The sequence below is a fragment of the Achromobacter sp. NCFB-sbj8-Ac1-l genome (assembly GCF_052695805.1).
The window spans coordinates 5,167,075-5,180,465 of record NZ_CP199812.1 but is presented as its reverse complement, the minus strand read 5'-3'; the positions used below and the strand labels follow the sequence as shown (position 1 = coordinate 5,180,465).

At 68.4% G+C, this 13,391-nt stretch carries 13 protein-coding genes; 5 read left to right on the top strand and 8 right to left on the bottom strand.

The window, feature by feature from the left end; genetic code table 11:
* The first annotated feature begins 120 nt into the window (after positions 1-120).
* Both kynU and ACUDP5_RS23800 read left to right on the top strand, forming a co-directional pair.
* Positions 121-1,371 (top strand): kynureninase, encoded by a 1,251-nt coding sequence (gene kynU, locus ACUDP5_RS23805; protein ID WP_263910210.1) that lies wholly within the window; start codon positions 121-123, stop codon positions 1,369-1,371.
* Between the two features lie 62 nt (positions 1,372-1,433).
* Positions 1,434-2,840, top strand: a complete 1,407-nt coding sequence (locus ACUDP5_RS23800) for an amino acid permease (protein WP_263910212.1) — start codon at positions 1,434-1,436, stop codon at positions 2,838-2,840.
* 16 nt (positions 2,841-2,856) lie between these two features.
* Here ACUDP5_RS23800 and ACUDP5_RS23795 read toward each other — a convergent pair whose 3' ends face one another.
* Positions 2,857-3,825, bottom strand: coding sequence for a LysR family transcriptional regulator (locus ACUDP5_RS23795; RefSeq protein ID WP_445657350.1), 969 nt, complete (start codon positions 3,823-3,825; stop codon positions 2,857-2,859).
* Positions 3,826-3,926: 101 nt separating this feature from the next.
* Between ACUDP5_RS23795 and ACUDP5_RS23790 the strand changes: the two genes are divergently transcribed.
* The gene (locus tag ACUDP5_RS23790; protein WP_445657349.1) at positions 3,927-5,054 is read left to right on the top strand and encodes a threonine synthase; all 1,128 of its coding nucleotides are present in this window, start codon (positions 3,927-3,929) and stop codon (positions 5,052-5,054) included.
* Here the strand turns inward: ACUDP5_RS23790 and ACUDP5_RS23785 are convergent.
* On the bottom strand, positions 5,049-5,978 hold the full coding sequence (locus ACUDP5_RS23785; protein WP_263910218.1) for a LysR substrate-binding domain-containing protein: 930 nt from the start codon (positions 5,976-5,978) through the stop codon (positions 5,049-5,051). The genes ACUDP5_RS23790 and ACUDP5_RS23785 overlap by 6 nt on opposite strands.
* Before the next feature lie 108 nt (positions 5,979-6,086).
* Here ACUDP5_RS23785 and ACUDP5_RS23780 point away from each other — a divergent pair, with 108 nt between their 5' ends.
* On the top strand, positions 6,087-7,397 hold the full coding sequence (locus ACUDP5_RS23780) for an SLC13 family permease (RefSeq protein WP_445657348.1): 1,311 nt from the start codon (positions 6,087-6,089) through the stop codon (positions 7,395-7,397).
* On the opposite strand, the gene ACUDP5_RS23775 is transcribed toward ACUDP5_RS23780, so the two are convergent.
* From ACUDP5_RS23775 to ACUDP5_RS23760, 4 genes are all read right to left on the bottom strand, one after another.
* Positions 7,369-7,791 carry a VOC family protein gene (locus ACUDP5_RS23775; RefSeq protein ID WP_263910220.1) on the bottom strand — a complete coding sequence of 141 codons (423 nt, stop codon included), beginning with the start codon at positions 7,789-7,791 and terminating at the stop codon, positions 7,369-7,371. The two genes, ACUDP5_RS23780 and ACUDP5_RS23775, sit on opposite strands and share 29 nt — an antisense overlap.
* An 87-nt stretch (positions 7,792-7,878) precedes the next feature.
* Complete coding sequence (locus tag ACUDP5_RS23770; protein WP_263910221.1) at positions 7,879-8,571, bottom strand: YafY family transcriptional regulator; 693 nt, start codon at positions 8,569-8,571, stop codon at positions 7,879-7,881.
* Positions 8,572-8,713: 142 nt separating this feature from the next.
* Entirely contained in the window at positions 8,714-9,676 is a 963-nt protein-coding gene (locus ACUDP5_RS23765; protein WP_445657347.1) for a hypothetical protein, read from the bottom strand.
* Entirely contained in the window at positions 9,673-10,671 is a 999-nt protein-coding gene (locus ACUDP5_RS23760) for a tripartite tricarboxylate transporter substrate binding protein (protein WP_445657346.1), read from the bottom strand. The genes ACUDP5_RS23765 and ACUDP5_RS23760 overlap by 4 nt, the downstream gene beginning before the upstream one ends.
* A gap of 156 nt (positions 10,672-10,827) precedes the next feature.
* Here ACUDP5_RS23760 and ACUDP5_RS23755 point away from each other — a divergent pair, with 156 nt between their 5' ends.
* Positions 10,828-11,763, top strand: a complete 936-nt coding sequence (locus ACUDP5_RS23755; protein ID WP_263910225.1) for a LysR substrate-binding domain-containing protein — start codon at positions 10,828-10,830, stop codon at positions 11,761-11,763.
* On the opposite strand, the gene ACUDP5_RS23750 is transcribed toward ACUDP5_RS23755, so the two are convergent.
* Together ACUDP5_RS23750 and ACUDP5_RS23745 are read right to left on the bottom strand one after the other, a co-directional pair.
* On the bottom strand, positions 11,760-12,623 hold the full coding sequence (locus ACUDP5_RS23750) for a hypothetical protein (RefSeq protein ID WP_263910227.1): 864 nt from the start codon (positions 12,621-12,623) through the stop codon (positions 11,760-11,762). The genes ACUDP5_RS23755 and ACUDP5_RS23750 overlap by 4 nt on opposite strands.
* 176 nt (positions 12,624-12,799) lie before the next feature.
* Entirely contained in the window at positions 12,800-13,267 is a 468-nt protein-coding gene (locus tag ACUDP5_RS23745) for a CopD family protein (protein WP_263910228.1), read from the bottom strand.
* Positions 13,268-13,391 lie beyond the last annotated feature (124 nt).

Genomic DNA, 13,391 nt, shown 5'->3' with positions numbered 1-13,391 from the left:
AAAGTGGCCCAGAACGCAATTTAATGCGAAATCCTAGGGTAAGCCACGCCTGATTTTGCAACTATTCGGCTCGTCGGCGCTGCTAGTATGTTCGCAGCATAATGCCCGAAGGAGCTTTGAATGCATACCCGCGAAGCCTGCGTTGCCGCAGACCGCCAAGACCCCCTTGCGCCGCTCAAGGCGCGCTTCGATCTGCCGCCCGGCGTGCTCTATATGGATGGCAATTCGCTGGGCGTGATGCCCCGCGCCGCCGCCGCCCGCGCTGCCCAGGTCATCACCCAGGAATGGGGCACGGGCCTGATCCGCAGCTGGAACACGGCCGGCTGGTTCGAGCTGCCGTCCCGCCTGGGCGACAAGCTGGCCGGTCTGCTGGGCGCCCGCGAGGGCGAACTGGTGATCACCGACACCACCTCGCTGAACATCTTCAAGGCCCTGGCCGCCAGCCTGCGCATCCAGCAGAAGCAGCAGCCCAAGCGCCGCGTGATCCTGTCGGAACGCGACAACTTCCCGACCGACCTGTACATGATCCAGGGCATGATCGACCTGCTGCAGCAGGGCTACGAAATGCGCCTGATCGACGACGAACTGCCGCTGGACAAGGCGCTGGACGATTCCGTGGCGGTGGTGCTGCTGTCGCACGTGAACTACCGCAGCGGCCAGATGCACGATATGGCCGCCGTCACCCGTACCGCGCACGAGCGCGGCGCGCTGGTCATCTGGGACCTGGCTCACGCGGCCGGCGCGGTGCCGGTGGACCTGAACGGCTCGGGCGCCGACTACGCCGTGGGCTGCACGTACAAGTACCTGAACGGCGGCCCCGGCGCGCCGGCCTTCATCTGGGTGGCGCCGCGCCATATTCAAGACTTCTGGCAGCCGCTGTCCGGCTGGTGGGGCCACCAGCGGCCGTTCGACATGACGGTCGCCTACGAGCCCGCGGGCGGCATCCGCCGCTATCTGTGCGGTACGCAGCCGATCGTGTCGCTGGCCATGGTGGAGTGCGGCCTGGACGTGGCGCGCGAGGCGGACATGGCCGAGGTGCGCAAGAAGTCGCTGGCGCTGGGCGACCTGTTCATCGCGCTGGTCGAGGAACGCTGCGCCGGCCATCCGCTGACGCTGGTGACGCCGCGCAACCACGCCGATCGCGGCAGCCACGTCAGCCTGCGCCATCCCAATGGCTACGAGGTGATGCAGGCGCTGATTGCACGCGGCCTGATCGGCGACTACCGCGAACCCGAAGTGCTGCGCTTTGGCCTGACGCCGCTGTATTTCGGCTACGCCGACGTGTGGGACGCGGTCGAGATCCTGAAGGACGTGCTGGATAGCCGCGCCTGGGACAAGCCCGAATTCAAGCAGCGTTCTGCCGTGACCTGATACGCCGCGCGCAAGACCGGCCATCAACGCATCCATCAAGAGAATGCAGTACCGGAGGAGACATGGGACAACAACAAGGGTTCGGGAAAATCACCGAACGGGAACAGGGGCTCAAGCGGCGCCTGACGTCGGGCCAGATGAGCATGATCGCGATCGGGGGGGCCATCGGGACGGGCCTGTTCCTGGGGAGCAAGTTCGCGATCGGCTTTGCCGGGCCCAGCGTGATCATCAGCTATGCGATTGGCGGGCTCATCACGTTGCTGCTGATGGGGTGCCTGGCCGAGATGACGGTGGCGCATTCGACGTCGGGCTCGTTCGGCGCCTATGCCGAGCACTACATCGGGCCGCTGGCGGGCTTTCTGGTGCGCTATGCGTATTGGTCCTGCGTGGTGCTGGCGGTGGGCACGGAAGTGACGGCGGTGGCCGAGTACATGAAGTACTGGTTCCCCGGGGTGCCGGGGTGGCAGTGGGTGTGCCTGTTCTCGGCGGCGCTGATCTTCATCAATGCCATGAGCGTGAAGGCCTTCGGCACGATCGAATACTGGTTCTCGACCATCAAGATCAGCGCCATCGTGGCGTTCATCATCCTGGGCGCGTATGTGGTCTGGGGCAATCCGCAGTACGGCACGGCGCAGTACACCGCGCACGGCGGCTTCTTTCCCAACGGTGTGTGGGGCATGTGGATCGCGGTGGTCATTTCCATTTTCAGCTACCTGAGCGTGGAGATGATCGCGGTGGCGGCGGGTGAAGCCGAAGACCCCGAGCGCGCGGTGAAAAAGGCCTTTCGGGCCACCATCGTGCGCCTGGTGATCTTCTACCTGCTGACGCTGGCGCTGATCCTGGCCATCGTGCCGTGGGACCAGGCCGGCAAGGGCGGCAGCCCGTTCGTGACGGTGATGCAGGCGGTGAACGTGCCGTACGCGGCCGGCGTCATCAACTTCATCGTGCTGGTGGCGGCGCTGTCGGCCATGAATAGCCAGCTGTACATCACCACCCGCATGATGTTCAGCCTGTCGCGGGCCGGCCACGCGCCCGCGGCGATGGGCAAGCTGACGCGCAGCGGCACGCCGCTGAATGCGCTGCTGCTGTCCACCAGCGGCATTGCCATCGCAACGGTGCTGAACGTGCTGTACCCCGAAAGCTCGTTCACGCTGATGATGGCGATCTCGATGTTCGGCGCGCTGTTCACCTGGATGATGATTTTCGTCACGCACTATTTCTTCCGCCGCCGCTGGGCGCGTGAAGGCGGTGCGGCGCTGTCGTTCCGGATGCCGGGCTTTCCGGTGCTGACGCTGCTGGGGGCCGGTGCGATGCTGGCGATTCTGCTGACCACCTATTTCACGGGCGTGTTCAAGATGACGCTGGTGTTCGGCGTGCCGTTCCTGCTGGCGCTGGCCGCGCTGTATCACCTGCTGTTCAGGAAGTCGGCGGAATCGGTGGTGCTGAAGGCGCGCGAACAGCGCCCCTGACAGGGTTTCGTAGTCTTCAGGCCGGTCGGCGCCGCGCGGGGTTTCCTGGCGGCATCGACCGGCCTTGTTGTTTCGGGGCCTGAAGGTCTTCGGCGCACGCGCGGAGGGCGGCCAGCATGGCGCGGGCTCGCGCCGGCAGGGTGCGCGACGCGTACACGGCATGCATCTGCGGCGACGCGCCTTGCGCCGAGGTCGCGGTGTAGCCGGGGCAGACCTGCACCAGGGTGCCGCGGGCGATCTCGGGCGCGGCGGCCCAGTCCGCCAGCCGCGCGATGCCCACGCCTTGCAGCGCCAGCGCCATCAGGCCGCTGCCGGTGCTGACGCGCACCGCGGGTTCGGCACGCATACGCACGATGCGCTTGTCGCGGCGCAGGTGCCAGTCCTTCAGCACGCGGGGACCGGTGTGCATGATGAGGCGGTGGCGCGCCAGTTCTTCGGGTTCGCGCGGCAAGCCCATGCGGGCGACGTAATCGGGGCTGGCGCACAGCAGCCGCGCGTAGGGCCAGAGCCGCGCGCCCAACAGTTCGCTGGAGGCCGGAAAGCCGCCGCGGATGGCGAAGTCCAGTCCTTCGGCGATGGGGTCGACTGATTTATCGGTGTAGGTGATGTCCACGGTGACGCCGGGGTAGTCGGCGGCGTAGCGTCGCAGCACGGCCGGCAGCAGGGTCACGCCCAGCAGGTCCGGCGCCGAGAATCGCAGCCGGCCCTGCGCGCCCAATTGCGTGTCGCGCAGCGCCTCGCGCACTTGCGCTTCCCGCCGCAGCAGGTCGCGGGCCGACTGGAAGTAGCTTTCACCCTGCGGCGTCAGTACCACGCTGCTCTTGCTGCGCAACAGCAACTGCACGCCCACCTGGCGTTCCAGCGACTGCACCGCACGGGTCACGGCGCTGGGCGAGGCGCCCAGCGCGCGCGCCGCCAGCACGAAGCTCTGGCGTTCGGCGACGGCGCAGAACACCTGGTATTCCCATAGCGCGCCACGGTCCATGGCGATTCTCCATTGCGTTTATCGCAACATGATATTGCAACGTGGGGCCGGTATGCGGGCCTAGACTGCGTGCATCGCCATTCTCCTTTGCAGTGATTGCCATGTCCGACCCCCATTATTTCGACCCCGTCACCGGTGCGCGCCATGCGCTGGATGAAGCGCGCTGGTGTTCCGATGCCCAGACGCCGCTGATGATTTCGCCGCTGCCCGGCATCTCGCGCGACGATATCGACCGCGGTCAGCGGTCGCTGTGGCGCTATCGCGCCGCGTTGCCGCGCGACGTGGCGCAGCCGGTGTCCTTGGGGGAAGGCTGCACGCCGATGGTGGAACGCGCCTGGGGCGGGCTGCGGCCGCATTTCAAGCTGGAATGGTTCAACCCCACGTGCAGCTTCAAGGACCGGGGGGCGGCGGTGATGCTGTCCTGGCTGCGGCAGATTGGCGTGCAAGCCATTGCCGAGGACAGCTCGGGCAATGGCGGCGCGGCGATTGCCGCCTTCGGCGCGGCCGCGCAGATGGACGTCACCATCTTCGCGCCGGCCTATACGTCCAGCGCCAAGGTGGCGCAGATTCGTGCGTTTGGCGCCGACGTTCGGCTGGTGGAAGGCCCGCGTGAGAATGCCGAGACCGAGGCGATCCGCGCTTCCGACGAGATTTTCTACGCCAGCCACAACTGGCAGCCGTTCTTTCTGCAGGGCACCAAGTCGATCGCCTACGAAATGTGGGAAGACTTCGGTTTCGAGGCGCCGGACAACATCGTGATCCCGGCGGGGGCGGGCAGCAATGTGCTGGGTTGCGCCATCGGCTTTGCCGAGCTGCTGGCCGCTGGCCAGATCCGCCGCCTGCCGCGCCTGTTCGTGGCGCAGCCGCTGCATTGTTCGCCGGTGGATGCCAGTTTTCAGGCAGGCGTCGATACGCCCGTGGCGCGCGAAGTGCTGCCCACGGTGGCCGAAGGCACGGCGATCAAGCGGCCGGTGCGATTGCGCGAGGTGTTGCAGGCCATTCGCGCCAGCGGCGGCCAGACCGTGGCGGTGCCGGAAGCCGACATCATCGGCGCGGTGCGCAAGCTGGCGGCCATGGGGCTGTATGCCGAGCCCACCAGCGCCACGGCCGCGGCCGCGCTGGACCTGCTGGCTGCGCGCGGCGCGGTCAGTCAGGCCGAGCGCACCGTGGTGCTGCTGACTGGAACCGGCGTGAAGGCCACGCAATTCATGACGGATCTGTATTCATGAAGGCTCGTCATCCAGCGACGGCATGAAAGGCGCCGCGCCAGTGTCCGCCAGCAGGTGATCGAGCAGGCGCCGGGCGCGGGCATTGAGCGCCTGGCGCGATTGCACGCACACCAGCAGGTCGCGCGAGGCCCAGGCGTCGGACAACGCTACCGGCACCACCTTGAGCAGCCGCCGCATGCTGTGCGCGGTGGTCTCGGGCACGATGCCCACGCCGACGCCGGCTTCGACCAGCCGGCACATGGCGTCGAAGCTGCGCAGCTGCACCCGCAGCTTGATGGGCTTGCCGGCCACCAGGGCCTGGCGCGCCAGGAAACGCTGCAAGGCGCTGCTGCGGTCCAGCCCGATGAAGTCTTCGTCCAGCACGTCGCGAAACGCGATTTCGTCCACGCCGGCCAGCGCGTGCGCGGCGGGCACGAGCAGCACGAAGCGGTCGGAGCGGTAGGCGTAGGTTTCCAGCGCGCCGGTATCGACGGTGCCGGCGACGATGCCGATGTCGGCCGAGCCGTCGGCGATGCATTCGACGATTTCGTCGCTGAGCATTTCCTGCAGCTCGACGTTGATGCGCGGATGCGCCGCCAGAAAGCCGGAGAGCGCTTCGGGCAGGAAGGCGGTCAGGGCGTTGGTATTGGACAACATGCGCACCGAGCCGCCGAATTCACCGGAAAAGCCGGCCAGGTCGTCGCGCAGGCGGTCGGCCTGGGCCAGCATGATGCGGGCATGCGCGGCCAGCTTCAGGCCTGCCGGGGTGGGGATGACGCCCTGGCGGCGGCGTTCGAGCAGCGGCGCGCCCAGCGAGGCTTCGAGATTGCGGATGCGGGCGCTGGCCGCGGCCAGCGCCAGATTGGCGCGGGCGGCGCCGTGGGTGATGCTGCCGGCCTGCACCACGTGCAGGAACAGCGCCAGGTCGGTGAGGTCAAAGCGCATGGGTAGAGCCTACGCGGCGCGTTGAGGCTGCCTCTGCGAATCGCGCATTTTCAGCGGGGGACAGGGTCCGTACACTGCGCCGATTCGTGTTCCTGCCGTAGGTTGCCCATGCATCTTGTCGCCTCCAATTTTCCGATTCTACCCGCGCTGCTCACCGCCATCACGATTGCGTTGTGGGCCTTTTCGCGGTTGCCGGAATACCTGACCGCGCTGCTGTTCTTCAGCGCCGCGACGATCCTGGCGGTGGCGCCGCGCGACGTGGTGTTCTCGGGTTTTGCGTCGGCGGCGTTCTGGCTGGTGCTGAGCGGTTACGTGCTGGGCCTGGCCCTGAAGAACACGGGGCTGGCCGACCGCCTGGCGGGCGCCTTGTCGCAGCGCCTGTCGGGGTCGTATCCGATGGTGGTGGCGGGCGTGGTGCTGTTGACGTACCTGTTGGCCTTCATCATGCCGTCGAACATGGGCCGCATCGCCTTGCTGATGCCGATCGTGCTGGCCTTTGCCGACCAGATCGGCCTGGCGCCGGGCCGCCGGGGCCGCATCGGGCTGGCGCTGGCGGTGGGCTTTGGCACGTTCGAGCTATCGACCTCGATCCTGCCCGCCAACGTGCCAAACCTGGTGATGGCAGGCAGCATCGAGACCAGCTATGGCCTGCAATTGGGGTATCTGCCGTACCTGTGGCTGCATGCGCCGGTGCTGGGCGTGCTGAAGGGCGCGGTGCTGGTGGCCTGCATTGCATTGTTGTTTCGCGATACGCCGCAGCCGGCGCCGCCAGCCCCTGCGGCCCGGCCGCTGTCGGCGGCGGAAAGGCGCCTGGCCGTCCTGTTGGGGCTGACCTTGCTGGGGTGGGTGACGGACGGCTGGCATGGCGTGTCGCCGGCCTGGGTGGGCTTGGCGTCCGCCTGCGTGTGCCTCTTGCCCAAGGTGGGGTTCGTCAGCGGCGAGCAGTTCGGCAAGGAGGTGAATTTTCGTACCGCCATTTACGTGGCGGGCATTCTGGGCCTGGCTGCGATGGTGGCCGACAGTGGCCTGGGCGGCATCATCGGGCGGGCGTTGCTGGCGTGGCTGCCGTTGTCGCCGGACGCACCGATGCAGAGCTTCTTTTCGTTGGTGGGCCTGTCGGCCGCGCTGAATTTCGTGGTGACGGCCAATGGGGTGCCGGCCCTGTACACGCCGCTGGCCGAGACGCTGGCGCAGGCATCGGGCTTTCCGTTGATGACGGTGCTGATGGCGCAGGTGGCCGGCTACGCGACCGTCATCATGCCGTACCAGGCCTCGCCCATCGTGGTGGCGATGGGCATGGGCCAGGTGCCGGCGCGCAGCGGCTTGGCGCTCTGCCTGGTGACGGCGCTGGTGTCGTTCGTGCTGCTGGTGCCGCTGGACTACCTGTGGTTCAGGCTCCTGGGAATGCCGGGATCGTGATGAGCTCGGCCTCGGCCAGGGCGGGTTCGGGGGCCGGGGCGAACACGCGCAGGCGATGGCCGTCCGGATCCAGGGCCACGAAGGTGCGGCCGAAGTCCATGTCGGTGGGCGCCTGCAGGATGGGCAGGCCGCGCAGGCTCCAGTCGATGTGGCGCTGATCGAGGGCGTCGGCGTCGGGCACGGTGAAGGCCAGCTCGGTGCAGCCGCCGCGTCCGGCCGCGGCCGGTTCCACGGTGTGGCGCGACCACAGGCCCAGCATCAGGCCGGAATCCAGCGCAAACAGGGCAAAGGTGGGCGAGCTTTCGACGGGCGGGCGGTTCAGCAGCGCACTGTAGAACGCGGCGCTGGCCGAGGGCTTGTCGACGTAGAAAATGACGAAATTCTTGGCGGACATGATGCGCTCCTGGGTGAATGAGCGCTCATCTTAGAAAGGTATGCTGTCAGATTTTGTCAGTAGTGATTGGGACGATGTCGCATCGGCTCAGCAGCCCTCGCGCTTGACGGCATTGAGGGCGCGCCATTCCTTGAGCAGGGCGTGGCGGCGGCGCGGGTAGCGCTGCCCGGTTTCCAGCGTGGCGATGCGGTCGGTGCGGAAATGGCGGTAGTCCTGGCGCAGTTCGCACCAGGCCATGACGATGCGCACGCTGTCGAAAAACCCCAGGGCGAAGGGCCAGATCACGCGTTCGGAATCGGCACCCTTGTCGTCGCGGTAGGTGATGGCGATCTTCTGTTCGCCACGGATCGCCTGGCGGATGAGCGACAGGTCGACCTTGTCGACCACCGCCCAGGCGCTGGGCCCGACCAGCAGCGGAATGGCGTCCAGTTCGTCGCGCAGTTCCTGCGGCAGCACCGCGCTGATCTTGGCCAGGGCGTTGGCGGCCGCTTGCCCCAGGCGTGGATCCGAGCGGTCGGCGACCCAGCGGGTGCCCAGCACCAGGGCTTCGATTTCCTCGGTGCTGAACATCAGCGGCGGCAGCATGAAGCCGGGGCGCAGCACGTAGCCCACGCCGGGCTCGCCCTCGATCTCGGCGCCCTGGGCCTGCAGCGTGGCGATGTCGCGGTACAGCGTGCGCAGGCTGATGCCCAGGTCGCCCGCCAGGCGATGGCCGCTGACGGGCAGGCGGTGGCAGCGCAGGGTCTGCAGCAGATCCAGGAGGCGTTCGGCGCGGGACATGGGGGCAAGGGGGGGCTGGAGGCGGGACGGTTGCCATGCTGCCACGAATTGGCAGGGGCAGGAAGCGCCGCGCGGGGCATTGCCGCCCGGCGTGGCCGCGGCGCCCGGCCTGCCGTCCGGTACGCCGTTCAAGGCATCGGCATTACGCCGTCTGCCCGATCAGCCAGTCGTGCACCCGCTCGGCGATATCCAGGCTGTTGCGGTCCATCATCAGCATGTGCGAATTGCCGCGAATGCCCAGGTCCGGCAGCGTCAGCAGCGTGACGCTGGGGTGGCGGGCGGCGAAGTCGCGTGCGCGCTGGCGCATGCGGGGCCAACGCGGGTCGGTGTCCATGTGGTCGCCCATCACGATCAGGGTGGGCGTGTCGTAGACGGCGCCGGGTCCCAGGTCGGGAATGCTGGCCGGCTCCAGCGCCACCAGCGCGCGCACGCCCGCCGGGCGGGCGTGCGCCGCGCGAATGCCGAACACGCCGGCCTGCGAATGGCACACCACCGCGGCCGGGCCGATGCGGTCCAGCAAGGCCAAATAGGCACGCAGGATGGCCGCGTCCGTATGGACCCAGCGCGGCACCATCTGCGCGGCCAGCTGGCCGAAGGATTCCAGCGGGAATTGCGTGTCGGGATAGGCGCTGCCGGGGCCGGGCCGGGTGCCCGGGCGGCCGATGCGAAAACGGGTGTAGCAGTCTTCCTGCGCCTGCACCACGGGCGCTTGCTGCCAGACGTGCGGCGCGGCGCCGGCGCGGCCGCGTTCGACCGCGTCGCACAGGTAGGCGTCCCAGCCGCGCCGCAGGAAATAGTGCAGCCAGCCCTGGCGGCCGTCGGGCGTGGTCTCCCAGGCGGCGCCGGTCATGCCGCCGCCGTGCCAGAAGGCCAGGGGCGGGCGGCCGCTGGCCGGTTCGGCCAGGAAATACTGGGCGTACATCTGCTCGACCCGGTAGGTGCCGTTGGGGTCCAGCTGCACGGGTTGGCCGCCCTCGGCCATGACCAGCTCGCGCCGCGGCAGGCCGGCTAGCAGGATGTCGTGGCCGCCGACGTGGAAGGCGCCCATGTCGCGCAGGCGGATGGGGGCAAGGGCCGATGCGGCGGGGGTGACTTGCGCCATCATTCCGCCTTGATGTGATTGGCCTGGATGACGCCCTGCCATTTCACCGTTTCGGCGGCGACGAAGCGGGCGAGGTCGGCGCGAGTGCCGGATGCCGTTTCCACGCCCAGTTCACGCATCCTGGCCGCCACCTCGGGCGACTTCAGCGCCTGGTCGAAGGCATCGTGCAGCGTGTCCAGCACCGGCCCCGGCGTGCCCGCCGGGGCCATCACCCCGAACCAGGGGGTGATCAGGAAGTCGGGCACGCCGGCTTCGGCAAAGGTCGGCACGTCCGGAATGGCCGGGGCGCGCGCAGTGCTGGCCACCGCCAGGGCGCGCAGCTTGCCGGCGCGGATGTTGGCCAGCGACGCGGGCAGGTTGTCGAAGTACATGTCCACCTGTCCGCCCAGCAGGTCGGCCGCGACCTGGCCGGCGCCCTTGTAGGGGATGTGGGCCAGGTCGATGCCGGCGCGCAGCTTGAGCAGTTCGGTGGCCAGGTGGGCCGAGCCGCCGATGCCGGACGAGGCCGAGTTCAGCTTGCCTGGGTTGGCGCGGGCGTAGGCCAGCAGCGCGGGCAGCGTGTCGGCCGGCACCTTGGGGTTGACCACCAGGACGCTGGGCACGGTGCCGATCATGGCGACGGGCGCGAAGTCCTTGACGATGTCGTAGGGAGGCGGCTGGTACAGCGACGGCGCCACGGTGCAGCCGAAGGCGCACATCAGCAGCGTCTGCCCGTCGGGCGCGGCGCGGGCCACGGCCTGGGCGCCGATGTTGCCGCCGGCACCGGCGCGGTTTTCCACGATCAGGGGCTGGCCCAGGTGCCTGGCGATGCTGTCGCCCATGAGGCGGGCCAGGATGTCGGGCGTGCCCCCGGCGGGAAACGGCACCACCAGCGTGATGGGGCGGCTGGGGAAGTCGGCGGCGCGGGCAGCCAGCGGCAGGGCGGCGGCCAGCGCCAGCACGGCGCTGCCGGCCCAGCGGGCCAGGGCCGGCAAGCGGCGGAAAGAGAGGGGGGCCATGGTGTCTCCGTAGCGGGGCGGCCGGGTCGAAACGCCCGGTCCGAGGCGGACTGTAGCCAAGGCCGCGCCGCTTGCCCAATGCCGGGGGCGCAAGCACCTCATATCGAAATCGATATGGGCCTTTCAAGGCATTCATTTACGGCATAGCATGGCGCCATGACCGACGCCGCTCCCTTGCCCTATCTGCGCAGGCTCGACATGAACCTGCTGCTGACCTTCGACGTGTTGATGCGCACGCGCAGCGCCACGGCCAGCTCGGCCCTGCTGCACAAGACGCAGCCGGCCATCAGCCGCGACCTGGCGCGCCTGCGCCTGCGGCTGGAAGATCCGTTGCTGGTGGTGGTGAAGGGCCGTTTCATTCCCACCGAGCGGGCGCTGGAACTGCACGCAGCGGTGCACGACGCGCTGGCGCAGCTTGAGACGGCCTTGCGTCCGCCGGAAGCCTTCGACCCGGCGCGGGCCGAGGGCGTGGTCAATATCGGCACCGGCGCGCACAGCGAAATCCTGCTGGCCGCGCCGCTGATCGAACGGCTGCACCGCGCCGCGCCCGGCGTGACCCTGCGCTTTCAGTCGCTGCACGGCGACTTCGTGCCCGACGACCTGGACGCCGAACGCCTGCACATCGCCATCGGCCTGTTCGGCAAGGTGCCGGCGCGCTTTCACCGCGACGCGCTGCACACCGACCGCCGCGTCTGCGTGCTGTCGGCGCGGCACCCTTGGGCGGATCGGGGTGCCTTGACGCTGGCCGACCTGGGCGCAATCAAGTGGTTTGCCTTCGAGCAGATGCACGGCCGCGAAACCACCTTCGACCGCTTGCTGAAACCGGGGGCCGGCCGCATGGCGTTTTCGGCCTACCTGTCGGGCTTTGGCGTGGCGCCGTACGTGCTGGTGGAAACCGATTACGCCACCACCATGCCGGCCAGCGTGGCGCGGGTGCACTGCCGCCACTTTCCGCTGGCGATGCTGGAGATGCCGGCGCGGCTGCGCAAGATGGAACTGGCGATGGTGTGGGCGCGGCGCCAGCACACCTCGCCCTTGCAGGCGTGGCTGCGCGGGCAGGTGCGCGAGGTGCTGCGCGAGCGGCTGGCTTAGCGGCTGACCGCCTTGCCGGTGGCCACGTCGGTCACCGTGCCGTCTTCCAGGCTGATGCGGTAGATCTCGCGCGTGACGTTGCCGGCAAAGCCCAGTTCAACGATGGACACGTCCTTGAAGGTCGTGTCGATGCCATCGGGCAGCACGGCGTTGAACTTGTCCGCTTCCTGCTTCATGGCGCTGGCCAGGCGCTCGTCGTACCGCGCCATGCTGTAGACCAGCGTGTTGTGCGGGTTGTGGGCGCGCACTTCCTTGCCGTCCTTGACCACGTTCACGCCGCTCACGCCCAGGGTCTTGACCAGGTCGCGGCCGGCGTCGGCCATCTTGGCGTAGACTGGGCCGGTCACACGCGGCAGCGGGCCGTCGCGCAGCGGCGCCAGGGCGGCGGTGGCGGTGGTGTTGTAGGCCATCATGGCCTCATAGCCCGCGCCGCTCTTGACCACGCCCAGGTCCAGCCACCACGGGTGGCCCGCGCCCTTGGCGGCTTCGGTCGGGTAGAAGTTCTTGAGCGTGATGGCCAGCGGGGCCGGCGGCTTAGGCAGGGCCTTGAGCATGCGCTGCGGCGTGGCCGGGTCGGCGTTGTGGATGTGCACCACCGTCACGTGCGGGATGTTGGGCGTTTCGGCTTCGGCCTTCAGGCCCAGCGCCACCAGGTCGGGGCGCAGCGCGCTGTAGACCTTGGCGTCCAGCACGGCATTGACTTCCTTGGGCAGGCGGTACACCAGGCCGTAGGTGGTCTTGTGTTCGCGAAAGCCGGGTTGTTCCAGCGCGCTGTTGTCGATGGGGGCCGCGGCAAAGGCGGCGGAGAAGGTGGCGGTGGACAGGCCCAGGGCGGCCAGTTGCAAGACGCGTTTGATCATCGGTTTTCCTTTTATGTCGTAAGACCCGCGAGAGTCCGGTCCAGTGTGGCCACGCCGGATGTACAGCGTATTGCACCAACCCGAAGAAATCCGATAGCCGACCGTGCTTGTCCGATAGCTTAGCCGCGGCTTTGTCCGACATTCATCCGCATTTTCCCTGCCGCGGCGGCTGCGGTTCAGGCCAGAAAGACCGCCGCCACGATCAGCAGCCCCAGCACCAGGTTGATGCCCACCCAACGGCGGATGCCGCCCATGGCCTGGCCGCCTCGCGGCCAGTCCGACGCCGCCACGGCCGCGCGCAACTGCGGGTAGAGCACGGCGCGGATATAGGCGTAGATCGCCGTCATCACCAGCCCGCCGGCGGCCATCAGCGTCCAGCTGCGCGGCATGAAGAACGCGCCGCCCGTCTGCGTGGCCTGGCTGGCCTCCTGGCCGATCATCGTGGCCCCGGTCGCCAGGATCAGCACGATCGCGGCCAGCACGGCGTTCAGGAACGGCCCCAGCACGGCGGCCATCAGGCGCAGCCGTTGCGGCGGTTCCAGCTGCGCGGCCGCCGGCCGCAGGAAACAGTGGGCGAACAGCATGCCGCCCACCCACAGGATGACGGCCAGCAAGTGCACGAGTTTCAGAACGCTGTAGAGCATGGGGAAAGGGCCTGGAAAGGGGGCGCCGCGCAAGCCGCGGTCGAATCTGTCCCCATCATATCCCCGCACGGCCCGCGCAACGACGGCTTGACCGGCATCATGGTTTTGCATTTAGAATGAGAAC

Coding starts and splice junctions, on each gene's coding strand:
- ACUDP5_RS23760 (WP_445657346.1), bottom strand. CDS start 10,671: ATGGCCCCCCTCTCTTTCCGCCGCTTGCCGGCCCTGGCCCGCTGGGCC.
- ACUDP5_RS23775 (WP_263910220.1), bottom strand. CDS start 7,791: ATGTCCGCCAAGAATTTCGTCATTTTCTACGTCGACAAGCCCTCGGCC.
- ACUDP5_RS23795 (WP_445657350.1), bottom strand. CDS start 3,825: ATGGACCGTGGCGCGCTATGGGAATACCAGGTGTTCTGCGCCGTCGCC.
- ACUDP5_RS23765 (WP_445657347.1), bottom strand. CDS start 9,676: ATGATGGCGCAAGTCACCCCCGCCGCATCGGCCCTTGCCCCCATCCGC.
- ACUDP5_RS23750 (WP_263910227.1), bottom strand. CDS start 12,623: ATGATCAAACGCGTCTTGCAACTGGCCGCCCTGGGCCTGTCCACCGCC.
- ACUDP5_RS23785 (WP_263910218.1), bottom strand. CDS start 5,978: ATGCGCTTTGACCTCACCGACCTGGCGCTGTTCCTGCACGTGGTGCAG.
- ACUDP5_RS23755 (WP_263910225.1), top strand. CDS start 10,828: ATGACCGACGCCGCTCCCTTGCCCTATCTGCGCAGGCTCGACATGAAC.
- ACUDP5_RS23745 (WP_263910228.1), bottom strand. CDS start 13,267: ATGCTCTACAGCGTTCTGAAACTCGTGCACTTGCTGGCCGTCATCCTG.
- ACUDP5_RS23800 (WP_263910212.1), top strand. CDS start 1,434: ATGGGACAACAACAAGGGTTCGGGAAAATCACCGAACGGGAACAGGGG.
- ACUDP5_RS23770 (WP_263910221.1), bottom strand. CDS start 8,571: ATGTCCCGCGCCGAACGCCTCCTGGATCTGCTGCAGACCCTGCGCTGC.
- ACUDP5_RS23780 (WP_445657348.1), top strand. CDS start 6,087: ATGCATCTTGTCGCCTCCAATTTTCCGATTCTACCCGCGCTGCTCACC.
- ACUDP5_RS23790 (WP_445657349.1), top strand. CDS start 3,927: ATGTCCGACCCCCATTATTTCGACCCCGTCACCGGTGCGCGCCATGCG.
- kynU (WP_263910210.1), top strand. CDS start 121: ATGCATACCCGCGAAGCCTGCGTTGCCGCAGACCGCCAAGACCCCCTT.